Genomic DNA, 18,674 nt, shown 5'->3' with positions numbered 1-18,674 from the left:
GCGCCCAATCGAGCGCCATAAGGGCAAATATCCCGTGGCGCTATAGCATTGCGAGCGGCAGAGGCAAAGCCATTGGGCAGTTTTTTTGGCCTTTCTAAAAGGCTGCTTACCGCATTGCCAAAACACATTCGCAGATTAGATTCAGGCGAATCGCTTACGTTGGGTAAGCGGAAGTTTCAGGACGTCATCATGCAGAAAGTTCTGCTCGCCATCGCCGCAATATTCATTTCCTCCAACGCCTTTGCCGCCGATCCCACCGAACCGGTGAAGAAGGTCATGGACATCACGGTGAAGAACTGGTCCGGCGAGGCCGATGACTGGAAATATATTTTCGACGAGGATCTGCTGACAACGCTGTTCAGCAAGGCGTTCATCGCCCAGTATCGAGAAGCCTCCAAGAAGCCGGCCTATGAGGCGCAGGCGGGCGAGAAGGGCGATCCCTTCGGTTATGACGTGGTCACCAATTCTCAGGATGGCTGCCCGCTGCAGGACGTCAATATTTCGGCAGCGCCGCCCAAGGATGGCGTGAGCGACGTCACCGTCAAGTTCAAGCTCTGGGCCTGCATGGATGAGGCCGAGATGAAGGCGACCGTCGATCAGGTCAATTTTGACGTCATCGAAGAAGACGGCAAGCCGGTGATCAACGACATTCACCGCGTTGGCGATGAGGGCCGCGATTCCGTGCTGCAGGAGATGGCAAACATCATCAAGGGCGAATAAGCAGCGCGCAACACACGCCTTGCCTTTGATTTGCACTGAAAACTGTGCCAGTGAAGCCTAAAAATTGGAAGGCGACTATGGCAGGTACAAACAGCGATCTCGAGCTCATTGCCGAAGGCCCGGCGATCATTCTGGTCGAGCCTCAGCTTGGCGAAAATATCGGTATGGTGGCACGCGCCATGGCCAATTTCGGCCTGGCCGAGTTGCGTCTCGTCAATCCGCGCGACGGCTGGCCGAGCGAGAAGGCGCGTGCTGCTGCCTCCAAGGCCGACCACGTGATTGACGCCACCAAGGTTTATGAGACGCTGGACGATGCGGTGCGCGATCTGAACTTCGTCTACGCGACGACGGCACGTGAGCGTTACGGCTTCAAGCCGGTGCGTGCGCCTGTCACTGCGACCGAGACCCTGCGCGCCAAGTTCAAGGCGGGCGAAAAGACTGGCATCATGTTCGGCCGCGAGCGCTGGGGCCTGACGAACGAGGAAGTGGCGTTGGCCGACGAGATCGTGACGTTCCCTGTCAACCCGGCCTTCGCGTCTCTCAACATTGCTCAGGCCGTATTGCTGATGTCTTATGAGTGGATGAAGTCGGGCATGGACGATCTTGCCGAGACGGCGTTTCAGTCGGTGCAGCAGCGGCCTTCCACCAAGGAACAGGTCTTTGGCCTGTTCGATCAGATCGAAGAGGCGCTCGACGCACGCGGATATTTCCATCCGGCTGAAAAAAAGCCCAAAATGGTCGACAATCTGCGCGCTGTTTTATCCAGACGGGGCTTCACGGAGCAAGAAATCAGCGTGTTTCGCGGCGTGATCAAGTCTTTGGACGCATTTCCGCGCCGCTGGCCGAAACGGACAGAAAAAAGTGCCGAAGGCGAGGGGACCCCAACGAGTGGCTCTGGCGACAACGACTGATCTTGGCGCCTCAAAGCCGGTTCTCGTCTTCGATTCTGGCATTGGCGGATTGACGGTTTTGCGCGAGGCGCGGGTGCTGATGCCCGAGCGCGGCTTCATCTATGTGGCCGACGATGCGGGTTTCCCCTATGGCGGTTGGGAAGAGGACGGATTGCGCCAGCGCATATTGTCGCTGTTTGCCCGGTTGCTCGAAAGCTACCAGCCGGAAATCTGTATCATTGCCTGCAATACGGCCTTTACGCTTGCTGGCGCCGATCTGCGGCAAGCCTTTCCCGACATGACGTTCGTTGGGACGGTACCCGCTATCAAGCCGGCGGCCGAACGCACCCGTTCGGGCCTTGTCTCCGTGCTTGCGACACCGGGGACGGTGAAGCGCGCCTACACGCGGGACCTTATCCAGTCTTTCGCCTCGCAATGTCACGTGCGCCTCGTTGGCTCGGAAAATCTGGCACGTATGGCGGAAAGCTGGATCCGGGGTGAGAGCGTATCAGACGAAGCCGTCCTCGCCGAGATTTCCCCGTGCTTTATCGAGGATCAGGGCCGGCGCACCGACATCGTTGTGCTGGCCTGTACGCATTATCCTTTTATGGCGAATGTCTTTCGCAGGCTCGCTCCTTGGCCGGTAGACTGGCTTGACCCGGCGGAGGCCATCGCTCGTCAAGCACGTCGCAAAGTCGAGGTGCTGCAGGGTGCCGAGCATCCTGACGGTTTCGACTTTGCCATCTTCACATCCGGACAGCCGGATTTTACCACGAGACGACTGATGCAAGGTTTCGGTTTGAAGATCGAGCGAGACTGACGGCGAGTTCGTGCCGCTTGGTGTCAGTTGATCGTGTTGTGACATTTTTACAATGATAGAAGGGCCTCGATACAATTCGAGATTGAACCTCTTGCGGAGGAACCGAAGATGTGTCAGAAAATTCAGGCCCGCAACTCAAGAAACAGGAGGCGTTAGATGACTAAATTTAAGTATTTTTGCCTCTCTGGTATGGTTATGTCCGTGGCTTCGGTAATGTCCGTATTCATGATCCGCGCATACCGACGTGGAATCGCGATCTAAGCGTTCCCGTGCCCTTGCAGGCTCTTTCATTATACATCACGGTGTGTCGATAGTCTTTTGACCTCGCAGCCTGTTGCTGCGCAGAACGGTTCCGCACGCCTTTTTCCATCACAAGAGGACCTGGTCGCTATTTCGCGCCGGGACGGATGACCTATGCCTAAACAACAATCATTGAGTGTAAATGATCTGTACAGAACAGTTGACGAGTTGGTTCGCAGCTTCGGTGCGTGGGCCACTCTCAAGGCAGCGGTTCTGGGTGTCATGAAGTATCGGCACACGAAAAACCACGCCACCCATTTGTGCGATCGGCTTCGTCGGGACGCTGGCCTGCCGGTCAAGGAGCCAATGCCAGGCCAACCATTGGTGCCGCCATGGTTCCCTCGGTTCTAAAGCACGGCGTGCAAAAGTGGTGACCGGCTTTGCGATAACGACGTCAGAAAGAAGAGGACCTAAGCGTAAGGAGCGAATCTGAACGATCGCGACACGCTGCAGGGGCTAAGCCCGCGCAACGCTGCGACATCTCTTTAACCGGGGTGTCGCAGCGATTTCATTCCTGTTGAGGCTGTGCGCCTTTCAGCGCAGGGTTCTTCAGGTCGATGCGGCTTGTCTCTTCCGGCAAGAATTGCGGACCGACAATGCGCACCTTGCTGTTCTTCGGATCGTAATCCCTTTCCGGGATTGGCGCGGCCTTGGCTTCCACCTGCGGGGCTGTTTCAGGCGTTGCCGGTTTTGGGTTGTCCGTCTTCGGAGCAGGTATCCGGGTGATGCCGGAATAGGATTGATCCGGAGAGGATTGCTGTGCGCTCGCCTGTTCTTCCTGCTTCTTCATCTCTTGATGATAGGCCGCCATGTTGCAGGAGCAGGAGGGCGAACGCGTTGCCGGTGAGCCGTTGCGATAGGCAAAGGCAGTTGGCATCGACTTGTATGGCTGCCCGGTCTTGGCGGACACCATGTCCGAACTCTCTTGTCCCACCATGGAATGATAGAAGAGTTCGGTCTCAGTGCCGGGGCACATACGCTCGCACTGCGCTGCCTGAGCACCGAAATCCATCGGTGTGGCGTTGGAGGATATGGGGAAGAACGCGCCGTCGCAGGTGCGCACGCAGAGTGTCCTCAAACCGCCCTCGGTCGGCATGTTCGGTGTCGGGCCATAATTACCAATGTCCCTCTGATCGTCGTTGAACGGGTCGGTATAACCGCGGGGTTGGGCATCGAGGCCTGGATCCGTCGATGCGTAATCGCGTGGTTGACGATCAAGACAGCCTTCGGCATCCAGTGCTGCCATAATACGATCCCACCGATCGGCCGCTTCGGTGCGACGGCTCGCGAGCATACGATTGCGCTCCTGCGCGATCATGTCCCGCTCGGCTTCAGCCTGCGCCAGTGCATCGGCAATCTCACCGCAGATCTGCGCATTCGGGTTTCCATAGACAATGACGCTGCCCGATGAGCAGCCGTAGCTTCGCAGATCGTTCTTGATGCGGCGGATCACCAGGTTCTGCTGGGTCATCTCATTGGCAAACTGGCGTACCTGAGCCGTTGTGCCGATAACCTGCGTGGATCCAGTTGGCGGTTGTCTGAGTTGCGCCTCGAGCGTCTCACAAATATCCTGCGCTTGTGCGGCAATAGGCGCAGCAAAGATGGCCGCCGCCAGGCAACTGATGACACGCTTGCGGCGTAGCGCCGGGCGCCTGTTCGATTTCTGCAGGCCCGTCAACATCCAGTCGGCATCCCCTTAAACATCAATCACCAACGCTCAAGCCATGATTAAGTTCAGGATAGCATAGGGCTGTGCCGCACGGCGGCAACAGCCGTTTCAAAATTGCGTTAATTCGAAGTGACGCACTGTCGTCGAGCCATAAGCCAGGCAATCACACCGACGGGTGTGATGCCTGAACAGCGGCAAGTGCCGCCATGTTGACCACGCCGCGCGAGGTGACGGTGGGTGACAGAATATGTGCCGGCAGGGCAGTGCCGAGCAGAATCGGCCCGACATGCAGACCCTCCGTCATGGTGCGCACGATGCCGAGCGAGATATTGGCCGAGTCGAGGTTGGGGAAGACCAGGAGATTTGCTTCACCAGACAGCGCGCTATTGGGCATGGCGCGCTTGCGCAGCATTTCAGACAGTGCCGAACCACCCTGCATTTCACCATCGATTTCCAGCTCAGGCGCCGCGTCGCGCACGAGTTGAAGGGCTGCGCGCATCTTGCGGGCGCTGGCGGAATCGCGCGAGCCGAAATTCGAATGGCTGGCGAGTGCGATCTTTGGCGTGATGCCGAAACGCTTGATTTCCTTGGCTGCAAGAATCGCCATTTCGGCAACGTCTTCCGAGCTCGGATCATAGTTGACGAAGGTGTCGGTCATGAACAAAGCGCCACGCTGGGTGATCAGCAGGCTAAGGCCAGCAAAGGAATTTGCGCCTTCGCGTTTGCCGATGATCTGGTTGACGTCGCGCAGGTGACGATCGAACCGGCCCTCGAGGCCGCAGATCAGGGCATCTGCCTCACCGCGCTTGACGGAGAGTGCGCCGATGACGGTGGTGTTGGTACGAACGATGGTGCGCGCCGCTTCCGGGTTGATGCCGGCGCGACCGACCAGCGCGAAGTAATCATCGACATATTCGCGGTAGCGCGGATCGTCCTCAGGGTTGACCACGGCAAAATCGGCATTCGGACGAATGCGCAAGCCGAAGCGCTTCAGGCGCGTTTCGATGATCTGTGGGCGGCCGATGAGGATCGGAATGCCAGTGCCTTCTTCCAAGAGAACCTGGGCGGCGCGCAGCACGCGCTCGTCTTCGCCTTCGGCAAAGATGATACGCTTCTTTTCCGCGCTCTTGGCGCTGTTGAAGATCGGCTTCATGATGAAGCCGGAGCGCCAGACGAAGCGGTTCAACTGATCGAGATAGGCATCGAAATCGGTAATGGGTCGCGATGCAACGCCGCTTGCCGCAGCGGCCCGCGCGACGGCCGGTGCAATGCGCAGGATGAGGCGTGGGTCGAAAGGCGAGGGGATCAGGTAGTTCGGGCCAAAGATCGGCGTCTCTTCACTATAGGCCTTGGCAGCGACTTCGGAGACTTCCTCGCGCGCCAGTTCGGCGATGGCGCGCACCGCGGCCATCTTCATCTCTTCGTTGATGCTGGTTGCGCCGCAATCAAGCGCCCCACGGAAGATGTATGGGAAGCAGAGAACGTTGTTGACCTGGTTCGGGAAGTCCGAACGGCCCGTGCAGATCATCGCGTCGGGGCGGGCGGCGCGTGCTTCGTCCGGCATGATCTCAGGCTTGGGATTTGCCAGCGCCAGGATTAGCGGCTTTTCTGCCATCTTTGCCAGAAGCTCGGGCTTCAGAACACCCGCAGCCGACAGACCGAGGAATACGTCTGCCCCTTCGATGGATTCGGCCAGTACGCGCTTATCGGTCTTCTGCGCGTAAACTTCCTTCCACTCGTCCATCAGTGTATTGCGGCCGTCATAGACGAGGCCTTCTATATCGTGGACCCAAATGTTCTCGCGCTTGGCACCCATCTCGACTAGCAGGTTGAGACAGGCGAGAGCCGCTGCACCTGCACCGGATGCGACGATCTTGACATCGGACAGGGCCTTGCCCGCAAGCTCCAGCGCATTGGTGACGGCGGCGGCAACGATGATGGCCGTTCCGTGCTGGTCGTCGTGGAAAACCGGAATGTTCATCTTGGCGCGCAACTGACGCTCGACCTCGAAACATTCCGGCGCCTTGATGTCTTCGAGGTTGATGCCGCCGAAGGTGGGCTCAAGTGCTGAAATGGTGGAGACCATGTCGTTGATGCCGGGTGCATCGATTTCGATATCGAATACGTCGATACCTGCAAATTTCTTGAAGAGGACGGCCTTGCCCTCCATCACTGGCTTCGACGCCAGCGGGCCGATGTTGCCGAGGCCGAGAACGGCGGTGCCGTTGGAGATCACAGCCACCAGGTTCGCGCGTGCCGTATATTCAGCCGCCGTCTCCGGATTTTCATGAATGGCAAGGCATGGGGCGGCGACGCCCGGTGAATAGGCAAGCGCCAGGTCGCGCTGGTTGCCGAGCGGTTTGGAAGCTTGAATTTCGAGTTTACCCGGACGCGGATAGCGGTGGTAGAACAGTGCCTGCTCATCCAGATCCGCATTGCTGCTCTTATTTTGCGTCGTGCCCTTGTCCTGAGAACTCATCTTTTCACCGCTTTATTTCAATTGTCACGAAGGTCTTTGCATACAACAAACGGTCCCAGCGTACAGCCGTTTATTTGGCGCGTGGCATGCAAAAGCGAGAAAGTCGATATTCGCAGAAAGACCAGCGGCACGCCCTTGAACCGCCGCTCTGTCATCTTGCTGAAACACGAGTCTGGTTTTCCACAAGGTGAAAGATTTCCAAACGCCTTTCATGAGACGAGGGGACGAGCCCATGGCCACGCAGACCGAAACCAGACACTTCAGGACGCTGTTCATTTCCGATGTGCATCTTGGCTCCAAAGCGGCCAAGACGGATTTCCTGCTGGACTTTCTGAAGTACCACGAGGCGGACACGATCGTTCTCGTCGGCGACATTATCGATGGCTGGCGCCTCCGTCGCAGCTGGTACTGGCCACAGGGCTGCAACGACGTGGTGCAGAAGCTGTTGCGCAAGGCGCGCAAGGGCGCACGCATCGTCTATATTCCTGGCAATCACGATGAATTTCTGCGCGAATTTCCCGGCACCCATTTCGGTGGCATCGAAGTGGCCGAGCGCATGATCCATGAGGCGGCAGACGGCAAGAAATACCTCGTGCTTCACGGAGACGAGTTCGACGTCGTGGTGCGCAACGCACGCCTTCTCGCTTACCTCGGCGACTGGGCCTACGATGCGGCCATTGCTGTGAATGTCGCGATTGCCGCAGTTCGCCGCCGTATCGGTCTGCCTTACTGGTCCTTCTCCGCCTGGGCCAAGCTGCAGGTGAAGCATGCGGTCAACTTCATTGGCGAGTTCCAGCGTGTGGTTGCCGATGAGGCACGCCGCAACAAGGTGGATGGCGTCATCTGCGGTCACATTCACCATGCGGTGATGGAGGATATCGACGGTATCCGCTACATCAACACCGGCGACTGGGTCGAAAGCTGCACGGCAGTCGCCGAGACCATGGATGGCACCTTCGAACTGATCACCTGGATGCAGACCAGCGAGACGATGGAAGAGCCGACGGTTCGCCAAATGGAGCCGGTCGCATTCCCCAAGTTGATCGACACGAGGGCAGCGTAAGACAATCTTCTGCCTGCCGGGGTCTTACCCCCACAGCTCCGGCAGTGGGGGATGAACGAGGGAACCGTCATAGACGAGGCCCGGCTCACGATCGCGCGCCAAAAGGAGCGGGCCGTCAAGGTCGGCAAAGGCGGTGTCTTGCGCCAGGAGAACGGCTGGTGCCATGGCGAGTGATGTTCCAAGCATGCATCCCACCATGATCGTGTAGCCAAGGCGCTCAGCCTCCTGCTTCATAACCAGGGCTTCGGTGAGGCCACCGGTCTTGTCGAGCTTAATGTTGATCGCTTCGTACCGATCTCGAAGCGATTCAAGGTCTCTTGTGAGATGCACGCTCTCATCGGCACAGATCGCTACCGGACGCGTTATTGTCGCCAGAAACTCGTCCTTTCCAGCCGGCAGAGGCTGTTCGATCAGCGAGATGCCCAGCTCGGCTGCGACAGCCATGTGATGTTCGACATTTTCTTCAGACCATCCCTCGTTGGCATCAACGATGATCTTGGCATCCGGCGCTGCCGCACGAACGGCGCGTAGGCGCTCTTCGTCATTCTCCGTTCCGGTCTTGATCTTCAAGAGAGGACGGTGCGCGTTTTCTCTTGTCCTCGCTGCCATCGTCTGAGCGTCGGCAAGCGAAATGGTGTAGGCCGTCAACAGCGGCTTCGGAGCAGACGGGAGAAAATGAGAAAATACCGGCTTGCCCGAAAGCTTTGCTTCCAGATCCCATAGAGCGCAATCTACTGCGTTGCGCGCAGCACCCGGCTTCATGGCTTGCTGGAGGTGCTCTCGGTCCAGGCCTGAAGCGATTGCCTTTGCAGCGGCTTCAATATCAGCCAATACACCTTCGATCGTTTCGCCATAGCGCGCGTAAGGAACGCATTCTCCCTGACCCTGGACACCGTCCTGGATGATCGTACAGGTCACGACATGAATTTCCGTGCGGCTTCCCCGCGAAATGGTGAAGCTTCCTGCAACCGGGAAGATTCGCGCTGTGGCTTCGAGGTAACGGCTCATCAAAATTGCCTTATAGTTGGGGGTAAATGCGTGGAACCTGCAAAATATGTATCCATTTACGGTGCACCGCTGTGGCTTGCTGGTCCGGCAAAAGATATGAATCGTTAAGAGAATCTTTCAGTAAGCTGCATTCGCGCGGAGAAATATGCAAGAACAGGAACCAGGCAAGCGGGTGGAACAGGCTGCAATCTCGGCGGATGACAACGCGGAGCGTAGCGGTGCGCGCTATGTGCTCTCCGGTTCCTGGCGCAATGCGAATATCTCGTCCGTGCTTCCCGAACTCGACAAGATCGAGAAAGCCGGTTCAGCCGGTCCCATCAAAATTGATCTTTCCGGTATCGACAATATCGATACGACGGGCGCGTGGATCCTTCACAGCCTGCGTGGCCGTCTGGAGAAATCTGGCTGTGAGGTAAGCTTCGAGGGCAACGAGAAGGTCGAGGAAATCATCACCTCGCTTCCCGATGAAGCGCCGTTGCCGCCGAAGGATGCGCATAAGCAAAGCATCGCCAGCCGGATCTTCGACCCTGTAGGACGCAACGTCGTCCAGGCTGGGTCGGATTTTATGGCAGGCATGTTCATACTAGGTTCTGCCGTTCGTGGCGCGCAGATGAAGCTTGGTCGTGGCCGTGGCGTTTCGCCGGCGGCAATCGTCAACCAAGTCGATCATATGGGCGTGCGTGCAGTGCCCATCATTACGCTAATGTCATTCCTGATTGGTGCGATCATTGCCCAGCAGGGCGCCTTTCAGCTGCGATATTTCGGCGCGGAAGTTTTCGTTGTCGACCTTGTCGGTATTCTGCAACTGCGCGAAATCGGCGTTCTACTGACCTCCATCATGATTGCTGGTCGTTCCGGCAGTGCGATCACAGCTGAGATCGGCTCGATGAAGATGCGTGAGGAGATCGACGCGCTGAAAGTCATCGGTCTCAACCCGGTGGGAGTTCTGGTGTTCCCGCGTCTGGTGGCGCTGACCATCGCCTTGCCGCTTCTGACTATCATCGCCAATTTCTCCGCGCTGTTCGGCGCGGCAATCGTATCGCTGCTCTATTCGGGCATTACTTTCGAAGTGTTTCTCTCGCGTCTTCACGCCGCGGTGGAAAGCTCGACGATTGCATCCGGCATGATCAAGGCGCCGTTCATGGCGCTCATCATCGGCATCGTGGCGGCCGTCGAAGGCATGAAGGTTGGCGGCAGCGCGGAATCGCTTGGTCAGCATGTGACGTCGTCGGTGGTCAAATCGATTTTCGTCGTCATTCTCGTGGATGCTGTTTTCGCCATCTTCTACTCAGCCATCGATTTCTAAGGAGAGGGCTGTGGATCAAGGGCAAGCAGTCGACAACAGAAAAGACACCAACAAGGATCGCGAAGTCGTGCTCTCAGTAGAGGGCGTGACCGTCAGCTTCGGCGACAAGAAGGTGCTCGACAATCTCGATCTCGATGTCTATCGCGGCGAAATCCTGGGCTTCATCGGCCCTTCGGGTGCCGGCAAGTCGGTGTTGATGCGCACTGTGCTGCGACTCTTGCCGCGCCAGGGTGGAACCATCAAGATCCTCGGAACGGATTACGACAAGGCGACGGATGAGGAGCGCATGGCGCTCGACACACGTCTTGGAGTCCTGTTCCAGCAGGGCGCTCTGTTCTCCGGCCTGACCGTGAAAGAAAACATTCAGCTGCCGATGCGCGAATATCTCGATCTGCCGCAAAAGCTCATGGATGAGCTCGCTGCGTTGAAGATCGAGATGGTGGGTTTGAAGCCGGATGCCGGCGACAAATTTCCGTCCGAACTTTCAGGCGGCATGATCAAGCGCGCCGCACTTGCGCGCGCTCTGGCGCTCGATCCGGACCTGGTTTTCCTGGACGAGCCTACATCGGGTCTCGATCCGATCGGTGCTGCAGAATTTGATATGCTGATTGCGCGCTTGCGCGATTCGATGGGTCTGACCGTCTATATGGTGACCCACGATCTCGACAGCCTGTTTTCAGTCTGTGACCGCATTGCCGTTCTCGGCAACAACAAAGTCGCAGTCGAAGGTACACTTGAGGACATGTTCAACAACGACGATCCTTGGGTCCAATCATATTTCCGCGGAAAGCGGGCTCGCGCCGTCGTCCTTCCGGATGGCACGCAACAGATTCCGGGGAGTAACGGATAGGCATGGAAACCAAGGCGAATTACACCATTGTTGGTATTTTCACGCTCATCGTGGTCGCGGCAGCGTTTGGCTTCGTCTACTGGATGGCCGAATTCGGTCGGGGCGGTCCGACTGCCCAGCTGACAATCCGCATTCCAGGATCGGCAAACGGCCTGTCCGTCGGTTCACCCGTGCGGTTCAACGGTATTCCTGTGGGTACGGTGCGTGGTCTTTCGATCGACCGCGACGATCCGGCTTATTCGATCGCCTATACGGAAGTGCAGGCGGACGCGCCGGTCTTTCCGTCCACCCGCGCGGTTCTGGAAATCCAGGGACTGACGGGTGCTGCCTATATCGAACTCTCCGGTGGGCGCAGCAATGAAGAGCGGATCCTTCAGAAGTCGTTCGAAACAGGCGTTCCCGCTGAATTGACCGCCGATCTGTCGAGCGTAACCAACCTCTTGGCCACAGCCGACAAGATTCTCAAGCGTGCGGATGGTGCGATTGGTGAGTTGCAGGGCTTCGTACAGGACGCGCGCGGACCGCTGACGGAGACCGTGCGCAACGCTGAGAAATTCTCTGCGGCACTGGCGTCCAATTCCGATGGCATTGAAAACTTCCTCGAAAGCCTGAGTTCGCTGTCGACCACCGTTCAGTCCGTGTCTGTTCGTCTCGATGGCACGCTGACGGCAGTTGAAGATCTGGTCAAGGCAGTGGATTCGCAGAAGATCGACTCGATCCTCACCAATGTCGATAAGGTCACGTCTGACGTTGCGGCTTCGTCCGGCGGCATTCAGGATGTCATGGAGACGGTCCAGCGCACGTCACGCAACTTTGAACAGGCAAGCGCCGAAGTTCAAACCGTTGTGAAGCGTGCCGACGAACTCCTGGCTTCCGTCGATGCGTCCAAGGTCAGCAACACGGTCGAGGATGTGTCGGCAGCAACGGCTGACGCACGTCAGGCGATCTCGACCTTCCGCCAGATTGCCGATGATGTCGGAACGCGCCGTCAGGATATCGATCAGGCGATCGCCGACTTCACCGACATGTCTCGCAAGCTGAACACTGCTTCCAGCCGCGTCGATGGAATTCTTGCGAAAGTCGACGGCATGCTTGGAACCGATGACGCAAATTCGCTTTTTGCCAAAGCGCGTGAGACGCTTGCTTCGTTCAAGGCAGTGGCGGACAACTTCAATGCGCGTATTGGTCCGATTGCCGATAACCTGACACGGTTCTCGAATTCGGGTCTGAGAGACTTCCAGGCGCTGATCAACAATACGCGTCAGACGGTCGACAATCTCAACAATACGATCACCAATTTCGACCGCGATCCGCAGCGTTTGATCTTCGGCGGCGAGAACGTAAAACAATATGACGGCCGGACACGGCGTTGATGGGGGTAGTGGTTTTATGATTTCACAGATGCACTGGCGGGGGTTTGCCCCGGCTTCGACGAAGTTTGCTCTGATGATGCCCCTTCTTGGTGCGCTTCTGGCGGGGTGTGGCGGCAGCGCCAAGAACGATACGTTCGATCTGTCAGTGTCGCCGGCGCCTGTCACACAGGCGCGGACACTGAAGTCGCGTCAGCTTCTGGTCGCGGAGCCGACCGCGTTGAAGGCGCTCGATAGCGAGAATATCGTGGTGCGGCTTTCCAACTCGGAAGTGCAGTACCTCGCAAATTCGCAGTGGAGCGATCGCCTGCCGCGCATGGTGCAGTCGAAGCTGGTCGAAGCTTTCCAGGATACGGGCCGCCTCGGCGGTGTTGGACGTCCGGGGCAGGGGCTGGCGATCGACTATCAGGTCGTCACCGATATCCGCGCCTTTGAGGTCGACACCAAGAACAATGTCGCCAACATCGAGATTTCGGTACAGTTGCTGAACGATCGTAACGGCACAGTTCGGGCACAGGACGTGTTCCGTGCAAGCGCGCGCGTCAGCGGTTCGGGCAACGCGAACTTCGTCAAGGCGCTCGACTCGGCGTTTGCTGCTGCCTCTCGCGAGATCGTAGCCTGGACGTTAAAGGCGCTCTGACCACCATTTACGATGTAAAATCAAACGCCGCGACATCATTCGATGCGCGGCGTTTTTCTTTGCGATCGCGTATGGGCTTCACTCGGACCTCTTATTTCGCTGCTGCTTCTTTCTGCCATTCCGGCAGCGGGAATATCGCGTCGTAGGCCCAGTTGAAGACAAAGGCGTAGACGACGTAGAACAGCGCGAAGGATACATCCATGATCAGTGCATGGATAAGGCCGATGCCAAGATACCAGGCGATGAAGGGCATCAGGACGATCAGAAGTCCAAGCTCGAACAGAACGGCATGGGCGACACGGATCGCAGGTGTTTTGAGAGTTGTTCCGCGCAGGCGCTGCAGTGTGTGGTCGAAGCCGAGATTGTAGAGATAATTCCAGGCGGTTGCGACAGTGGCGCTGACAACGCCGACGATGCCGATGTCGCCCATTGGCATGTCGAACACGAACGCGCCAAGTGGAATGACCAAGGCGAGGCCGATAATTTCAAAGCTGAGAGCGTGGCGGATACGATCGCCTATGCTGCGCATGGGAAACTCCCGAGATAACTGACGGGCCGTCCCGAATGCTGTTACCGACGTGGCCGAGGTCGTCCTCGCAAAGACGATATAAGCGGAAGCCGGTTTTGCTTCAAGTCTTCGCGGTCCGCCTCGAGTTCCTCGTCAGAACCAAACGCAAAAAAAAGCGCCTCGAAAGAGACGCTTCTTCTTGTTCGAATATCGAGACGCTCTTCAGCGCTTCGAGACCGGTACGTAGTCGCGCTTTGCAGCACCGGTGTAGAGCTGGCGCGGGCGACCGATACGCTGCTGCGGGTCTTCGATCATTTCGTTCCACTGCGCGATCCAGCCGACTGTGCGCGCGAGCGCGAACAGAACGGTGAACATCGTCGTGGGGAAGCCGAGAGCCTTCAGCGTAATGCCGGAATAGAAGTCGACATTCGGGTAGAGCTTCTTCTCGACGAAGTAAGGGTCCGAAAGAGCGATCTTTTCCAGTTCGAGCGCAACCTGCATGATCGGATCGTCGGAGTTACCGGTCGCTTCCAGCACTTCGTACATGGTTTTCTGCATGATCTTGGCGCGCGGATCGTAGTTCTTGTAGACGCGGTGACCAAAGCCCATCAGGCGGAATGGATCGTTTTTGTCCTTGGCGCGGGCGATGTATTCAGGAATACGATCGACGGTGCCGATTTCGTTCAGCATGTTGAGCGCTGCTTCGTTGGCGCCGCCGTGAGCGGGACCCCAGAGGCAGGCGATGCCAGCTGCGATACATGCGAACGGGTTTGCGCCCGACGAACCGGCCAGACGAACGGTCGAGGTGGACGCGTTCTGCTCGTGGTCGGCGTGGAGGATGAAGATGCGATCCATGGCGCGCGCCAGAACCGGGTCCACCTTGTACTCTTCGCAAGGTACGGCAAAGCACATGTGCAGGAAGTTGGACGCGTAATCGAGATCGTTCTTCGGGTAAACGAAGGGCTGGCCGATGTGATACTTGTACGCCATGGCCGCAATCGTCGGCATCTTGGCGATCATGCGCAGCGAAGCGACCATGCGCTGGTGCGGATCAGTGATGTCGGTCGAGTCGTGGTAGAAGGCCGACAGCGCGCCGACGGTACCGCACATAACAGCCATAGGGTGGGCGTCGCGTCGGTAGCCGGTGAAGAAGCGGCTCATCTGTTCATGCACCATGGTGTGACGCGTCACACGGGTGTCGAAGTCCTTCTTCTGCGCCGTCGTCGGCAGTTCGCCGTAAAGCAGCAGGTAGCAGGTCTCGAGGAAGTCGCCCTGTTCGGCAAGCTGCTCGATCGGGTAACCGCGGTGCAGCAGAACACCTTCGTCACCATCGATATAGGTGATCTTGGATTCGCACGAGGCGGTAGAGGTGAAACCGGGATCGTAGGTGAAGGAGCCGGTGTGTTTGTACAGGGTGCCGATATCGACGACGTGCGGACCAATCGTACCTTCTCGTACAGGAAGATCGACCGTCTTGTCGCCGAGGGTCACTGTAGCGCTTTTTTCCGTCATACCATACCTCCGAATATGCAGGCGATGCGGGTTGACGCATCGGCCAATTAAGCGTCACGGATTTAGCTATATGATCCGTGCGACGATGCCAAGCTATCCAAAAGGCAAATTGTGCATCGCAGAATTGGAATATGCCGATCTAATCGATTTTGACACTTTACTGTTCCATTCTAAGTCAATGCTTCCTTAATCGGCGCGCCCGATTGCAATCCGACTCGCAACGCTGCAAATTGGTTCCGAGGGACCGAGGGGTGGCACTTGAACGAGTACGGGGAACGGCAGCAGTTCCGCTTGCTGGAGACGGGCACGCCTGCAAGCGTTCGGCCTGGCGACGTCCACTTGCCAGCCGCTCTCGAGAATACCGATCTCGCTTTTTTCGATCACACGCGTCCCGCGCCGCGCAGTCTGGCACAGCGTTTGACATCCACTTTATCGCGCTGCGTCACCGATGAGCTTGAATACCGGCAGGACTTCCTGTTCATCCCCGTGCTGGTTGGGGCAGGAGCGGCGATCTGGTTCTCGCTATCTCATCCCCCCTCAGATGTCGTCCTGCTTGTGAGCGGCGTTTGCGTCATCCCCGTTGCAATCATCATGCGTCACCGCCAAACTACGGTGTCGTTTCTGGTGGCGGCGCTCGCTCTTCTACTGCTCGGCATGTTGCTGGCGAACTGGGAGACGCGTCGCGTTGGAACGACGGTACTCGATAGTGCCGTGACGACGACAATCACCGGCACCGTCGAGCGCCGTGAGGTGGATGCCAGGGGCTACTGGCGCTATACGATTGCCTTGAGCTCGACGACCGGTCCATCGCTGACAAGGCTACCGAACAGGATTTCGGTCCTCGCGCGCAGTCGCGAACAACCTGTCCCCGTCGGAGCCCAGATTACCGGCAAGGCACGCCTGTCTCCACCATCCGGCCCGGCGCTGCCTGGACTCAATGACTTCGCCTTTTCAGCCTATTTTGATGGGATTGGCGCTACCGGCTTCTTCTACAGCGTCCCTACGGCACTACCGGGGCAGGTCGAACATCAGAAAGAAGCCGGTTGGTTCGACGCCGCCGGCTCCTGGCTCTACATGCTCCGGTCCGCCATTGCGGAACGAATACGCGGCGTCATCGGCGGCGATGCGGGCGCCTTTGCGGCTTCTATCATCACCGATGAGCGGCGCGCGATCTCCGGCGACACGATGGAAGCTCTGCGGGTATCCGGGCTGGCTCATATCGTGGCTATCTCCGGCCTCAACATGGCGCTCGCCTCTGGCATTTTCTTTGTCGGCATGCGTATGGGCTTCAGCCTGTTTCCGGGCTTCTCGCAACGCTATCCCGTCAAGAAGATCTCTGCGTTTGCGGCGCTGTTGATGACATTCGCCTATTATCTGATTTCGGGTTTTGCTGTCTCTGCCGAGCGAGTATGGCTCATGATGTCCATTATGCTGGCGGCTGTGCTGGTCAACCGTCCATCGATCAGCCTGCGCAACGTTGCCCTTGCTGCAATCGTCATCATTGCTGTTTCGCCGCATGAGATCATGGCGCCGAGTTTCCAGATGTCCTTTGCCGCAACGCTAGCACTGGTTGCGGCCTATTCATTCTGGAGCCGATGGCGGGGCGATCGAGAGCGCCTCTTTATCGCACGGCCACCCTTGTGGTTGGCGGCTTCATCCAAAGTGGGCGCAATCGTCGGCGGTGTGGTCATCACCTCGCTGATCGGTGGTGTGTCGACCGCGATCTACTCCATTGAGCATTTTCACCGCATTACCACCTATGGCCTGGCAGCCAACCTCGCAGCCATGCCGGTTATGTCGATTATAGTCATGCCGTCTGCGCTCGTCGCGATGCTCCTCATGCCCTTCGGCTTGGACGCCCCATTCCTGAAACTGATGGGTTACGGCATGGCTATGGTTATCGACATTGCCAAAACCGTCTCCAGTTGGGGCGGTGACGCCACGATCGGGCGACAGCATCCGTGGTTCCTCGTCGTGTCTACGCTCGGCTTTCTTCTGCTGACCCTGCTTCGAACCCGCCTGGCGTTCGTTGGAATTCCAGTTCTCCTTGCTGGCCTTGCTCTGGTGCCTGTTGAGCAAAACAGCGCAAAGCCAGATCTCTTGATCTACGAAGACGGTGTGCTCGTGGCTTTTAGAACCGACGAGGCCGTTGCGACCACGAAGCGACAGGCAAAGGGGTTCGTCTTCGATCAGTGGGCGAGGGCGGTACCGCTTCCGGACAAACATGTCTCACCGCTCGTTGTGGATGATGGCGAAGTGAATGAGACCGCGGCGGCAGGCCAGCCGATAACACGCCGCCCGGTTCTAACCCATGAGCAGAAGCAACAGGCGCGGTCCAAGATGCTCCTTGCTTTCGAGCGGACGAACGCTTTCTCCTGTCAGAAGACCGCCTGGTGTGCAGGACGCCATGAGAGCGGCGTCAAGGTCGCCGTCGTTTCGAACACTGCCTTCACCGGAACCGCCTGTGATGTAGCGGACATAGTCGTTACTTCGCGCTTGGTTCCGTTCCCTGATTGCCGTTCAGGTGCAGTTTTGATCAGCGCCAACACATTGCGCAAGACTGGATCAATCGAACTTTGGCTCAATGAAAGCGGAGCGCCTGTCGCTCATGCTCGTGCGGCGATGGACCGCGTGTCAAGGCCATGGTCTGTTCATCGCGCCTATGACTGGCGCAGCAAGACGTCAGACGGCGCGTTGCCGCCGCATATCGAGAAGATGCTGGCGGCGCGACCGTAAATTGCAAACTTAACTTGCTACGAGACGGCGGTCCTCAACGATCTCACCAGAAGAACGCGCTTCCTCCTCGTGCTCGGGATCACGCCACTGCTCCTGGATTGCTGCCTGCTCCCAAGCCGTCATCGCCGGCAAGCCAAGAAGACGGGTCTTGTAAGCCTCCGCTGACGGCGAGAGCATTGTACCGTAGGTCCGAAAACGAAACGCGACTGGGCAGAAAAAGGCATCTACGGCGGTGATATGTTCACCAGCCAGGAACGGCCCACCGAAGGCGTTGAGGCCTTGCTGCCACAGCGTGTCGATGCGTGCGATGTCCTTGCGAAGGGCTTCGTTTGCGGCAATTGGCTGGATCCGCAAGCCTACGCTCATCGGGTGCAGGTTGCGCAGGGCTTGGAAGCCGGAGTGCATCTCCGCGGACGCTGAGCGCGACCAAGCCCGGGCTTTGGCGTTATCAGCCCAGACACCATCGTGCCGTTCGGCGAGATATTCGATGATTGCCAGCGAATCCCAGATGGTGACATCGTCCTCGACGAGGCAGGGCACCTTGCCTGTGGGGGAGAAGTACGTAAAGCCGTTCTTGGGATCGGGATCATTGAAGGGAACAAGACGCTCGTTGAAAGGGATATCCAGCGTGCGCATCAGAACCCAGGGCCGCAGGGACCAGGAGGAGTAGTTCTTGTTGGCGATGTAGAGATCGTACATTTTGTCTCCTGGCGGTGAGTTGGCGGTTTGGATGCGGTCACTTGCCTAAGTTTCAGAAGCTTGCGAAATTAATCCGAGGTCAGCGTAAATCCTGATCTGACTGT

At 57.8% G+C, this 18,674-nt stretch carries 15 protein-coding genes; 9 read left to right on the top strand and 6 right to left on the bottom strand.

Annotated features, from left to right (window positions below; genetic code table 11):
* Positions 1-189: 189 nt before the first annotated feature.
* The 3 genes from WKI41_RS19755 (at position 190) to murI (ending at position 2,430) form a co-directional block, all read left to right on the top strand.
* Complete coding sequence (locus WKI41_RS19755; protein WP_340195177.1) at positions 190-720, top strand: hypothetical protein; 531 nt, start codon at positions 190-192, stop codon at positions 718-720.
* Positions 721-797: 77 nt separating this feature from the next.
* A complete protein-coding gene (locus tag WKI41_RS19750) occupies positions 798-1,631 on the top strand; it encodes a TrmJ/YjtD family RNA methyltransferase (protein ID WP_340195176.1) in 834 nt (277 codons plus the stop codon).
* A complete protein-coding gene (gene murI, locus WKI41_RS19745; RefSeq protein WP_340195175.1) occupies positions 1,609-2,430 on the top strand; it encodes a glutamate racemase in 822 nt (273 codons plus the stop codon). The genes WKI41_RS19750 and murI overlap by 23 nt, the downstream gene beginning before the upstream one ends.
* A gap of 808 nt (positions 2,431-3,238) precedes the next feature.
* Here the strand turns inward: murI and WKI41_RS19740 are convergent.
* Together WKI41_RS19740 and WKI41_RS19735 are read right to left on the bottom strand one after the other, a co-directional pair.
* Positions 3,239-4,411: a DUF2865 domain-containing protein gene (locus WKI41_RS19740; protein WP_340195174.1), complete on the bottom strand. Its 1,173-nt coding sequence runs from the start codon at positions 4,409-4,411 to the stop codon at positions 3,239-3,241.
* 151 nt (positions 4,412-4,562) lie between these two features.
* Positions 4,563-6,878 carry an NADP-dependent malic enzyme gene (locus WKI41_RS19735; RefSeq protein ID WP_340195173.1) on the bottom strand — a complete coding sequence of 772 codons (2,316 nt, stop codon included), beginning with the start codon at positions 6,876-6,878 and terminating at the stop codon, positions 4,563-4,565.
* Positions 6,879-7,110: 232 nt separating this feature from the next.
* Between WKI41_RS19735 and WKI41_RS19730 the strand changes: the two genes are divergently transcribed.
* Positions 7,111-7,941 (top strand): UDP-2,3-diacylglucosamine diphosphatase, encoded by an 831-nt coding sequence (locus tag WKI41_RS19730; RefSeq protein WP_340195172.1) that lies wholly within the window; start codon positions 7,111-7,113, stop codon positions 7,939-7,941.
* Between the two features lie 24 nt (positions 7,942-7,965).
* Here WKI41_RS19730 and dgcA read toward each other — a convergent pair whose 3' ends face one another.
* Positions 7,966-8,949 (bottom strand): N-acetyl-D-Glu racemase DgcA, encoded by a 984-nt coding sequence (gene dgcA / locus WKI41_RS19725; protein ID WP_340195171.1) that lies wholly within the window; start codon positions 8,947-8,949, stop codon positions 7,966-7,968.
* Between the two features lie 145 nt (positions 8,950-9,094).
* Between dgcA and WKI41_RS19720 the strand changes: the two genes are divergently transcribed.
* The 4 genes from WKI41_RS19720 (at position 9,095) to WKI41_RS19705 (ending at position 13,115) form a co-directional block, all read left to right on the top strand.
* The gene (locus tag WKI41_RS19720) at positions 9,095-10,255 is read left to right on the top strand and encodes an MlaE family lipid ABC transporter permease subunit (RefSeq protein WP_340195170.1); all 1,161 of its coding nucleotides are present in this window, start codon (positions 9,095-9,097) and stop codon (positions 10,253-10,255) included.
* Positions 10,256-10,265: 10 nt separating this feature from the next.
* Positions 10,266-11,105: an ABC transporter ATP-binding protein gene (locus tag WKI41_RS19715; protein WP_340195168.1), complete on the top strand. Its 840-nt coding sequence runs from the start codon at positions 10,266-10,268 to the stop codon at positions 11,103-11,105.
* A gap of 2 nt (positions 11,106-11,107) precedes the next feature.
* Positions 11,108-12,478, top strand: coding sequence for an MCE family protein (locus WKI41_RS19710; RefSeq protein ID WP_340195167.1), 1,371 nt, complete (start codon positions 11,108-11,110; stop codon positions 12,476-12,478).
* 73 nt (positions 12,479-12,551) lie between these two features.
* Positions 12,552-13,115, top strand: coding sequence for an ABC-type transport auxiliary lipoprotein family protein (locus WKI41_RS19705; RefSeq protein WP_340195166.1), 564 nt, complete (start codon positions 12,552-12,554; stop codon positions 13,113-13,115).
* A gap of 91 nt (positions 13,116-13,206) precedes the next feature.
* On the opposite strand, the gene WKI41_RS19700 is transcribed toward WKI41_RS19705, so the two are convergent.
* Entirely contained in the window at positions 13,207-13,644 is a 438-nt protein-coding gene (locus tag WKI41_RS19700) for a PACE efflux transporter (protein WP_340195165.1), read from the bottom strand.
* Positions 13,645-13,845: 201 nt separating this feature from the next.
* Positions 13,846-15,135, bottom strand: coding sequence for a citrate synthase (gene gltA / locus WKI41_RS19695; RefSeq protein ID WP_340195164.1), 1,290 nt, complete (start codon positions 15,133-15,135; stop codon positions 13,846-13,848).
* 258 nt (positions 15,136-15,393) lie between these two features.
* Between gltA and WKI41_RS19690 the strand changes: the two genes are divergently transcribed.
* Positions 15,394-17,871, top strand: coding sequence for a ComEC/Rec2 family competence protein (locus WKI41_RS19690; protein ID WP_340195163.1), 2,478 nt, complete (start codon positions 15,394-15,396; stop codon positions 17,869-17,871).
* Between the two features lie 9 nt (positions 17,872-17,880).
* On the opposite strand, the gene WKI41_RS19685 is transcribed toward WKI41_RS19690, so the two are convergent.
* The gene (locus WKI41_RS19685; protein WP_340195162.1) at positions 17,881-18,570 is read right to left on the bottom strand and encodes a glutathione S-transferase family protein; all 690 of its coding nucleotides are present in this window, start codon (positions 18,568-18,570) and stop codon (positions 17,881-17,883) included.
* Positions 18,571-18,674 lie beyond the last annotated feature (104 nt).

Source organism: Agrobacterium larrymoorei (genome assembly GCF_037722385.1).
In the GTDB taxonomy this organism is placed as follows: Bacteria; Pseudomonadota; Alphaproteobacteria; order Rhizobiales; family Rhizobiaceae; genus Agrobacterium; species Agrobacterium larrymoorei_C.
Note: the sequence above shows the minus strand (reverse complement) of the source record. Positions and strands in the feature narration are given on the sequence as shown.

Bases quoted from the DNA above. Each gene is read 5' to 3' on its own strand.
- WKI41_RS19755 (WP_340195177.1), top strand. From the start codon at position 190: ATGCAGAAAGTTCTGCTCGCCATCGCCGCAATATTCATTTCCTCCAAC.
- WKI41_RS19750 (WP_340195176.1), top strand. From the start codon at position 798: ATGGCAGGTACAAACAGCGATCTCGAGCTCATTGCCGAAGGCCCGGCG.
- WKI41_RS19740 (WP_340195174.1), bottom strand. From the start codon at position 4,411: ATGTTGACGGGCCTGCAGAAATCGAACAGGCGCCCGGCGCTACGCCGC.
- WKI41_RS19735 (WP_340195173.1), bottom strand. From the start codon at position 6,878: ATGAGTTCTCAGGACAAGGGCACGACGCAAAATAAGAGCAGCAATGCG.
- WKI41_RS19730 (WP_340195172.1), top strand. From the start codon at position 7,111: ATGGCCACGCAGACCGAAACCAGACACTTCAGGACGCTGTTCATTTCC.
- dgcA (WP_340195171.1), bottom strand. From the start codon at position 8,949: ATGAGCCGTTACCTCGAAGCCACAGCGCGAATCTTCCCGGTTGCAGGA.
- WKI41_RS19720 (WP_340195170.1), top strand. From the start codon at position 9,095: ATGCAAGAACAGGAACCAGGCAAGCGGGTGGAACAGGCTGCAATCTCG.
- WKI41_RS19710 (WP_340195167.1), top strand. From the start codon at position 11,108: ATGGAAACCAAGGCGAATTACACCATTGTTGGTATTTTCACGCTCATC.
- WKI41_RS19705 (WP_340195166.1), top strand. From the start codon at position 12,552: ATGATGCCCCTTCTTGGTGCGCTTCTGGCGGGGTGTGGCGGCAGCGCC.
- WKI41_RS19700 (WP_340195165.1), bottom strand. From the start codon at position 13,644: ATGCGCAGCATAGGCGATCGTATCCGCCACGCTCTCAGCTTTGAAATT.
- gltA (WP_340195164.1), bottom strand. From the start codon at position 15,135: ATGACGGAAAAAAGCGCTACAGTGACCCTCGGCGACAAGACGGTCGAT.
- WKI41_RS19685 (WP_340195162.1), bottom strand. From the start codon at position 18,570: ATGTACGATCTCTACATCGCCAACAAGAACTACTCCTCCTGGTCCCTG.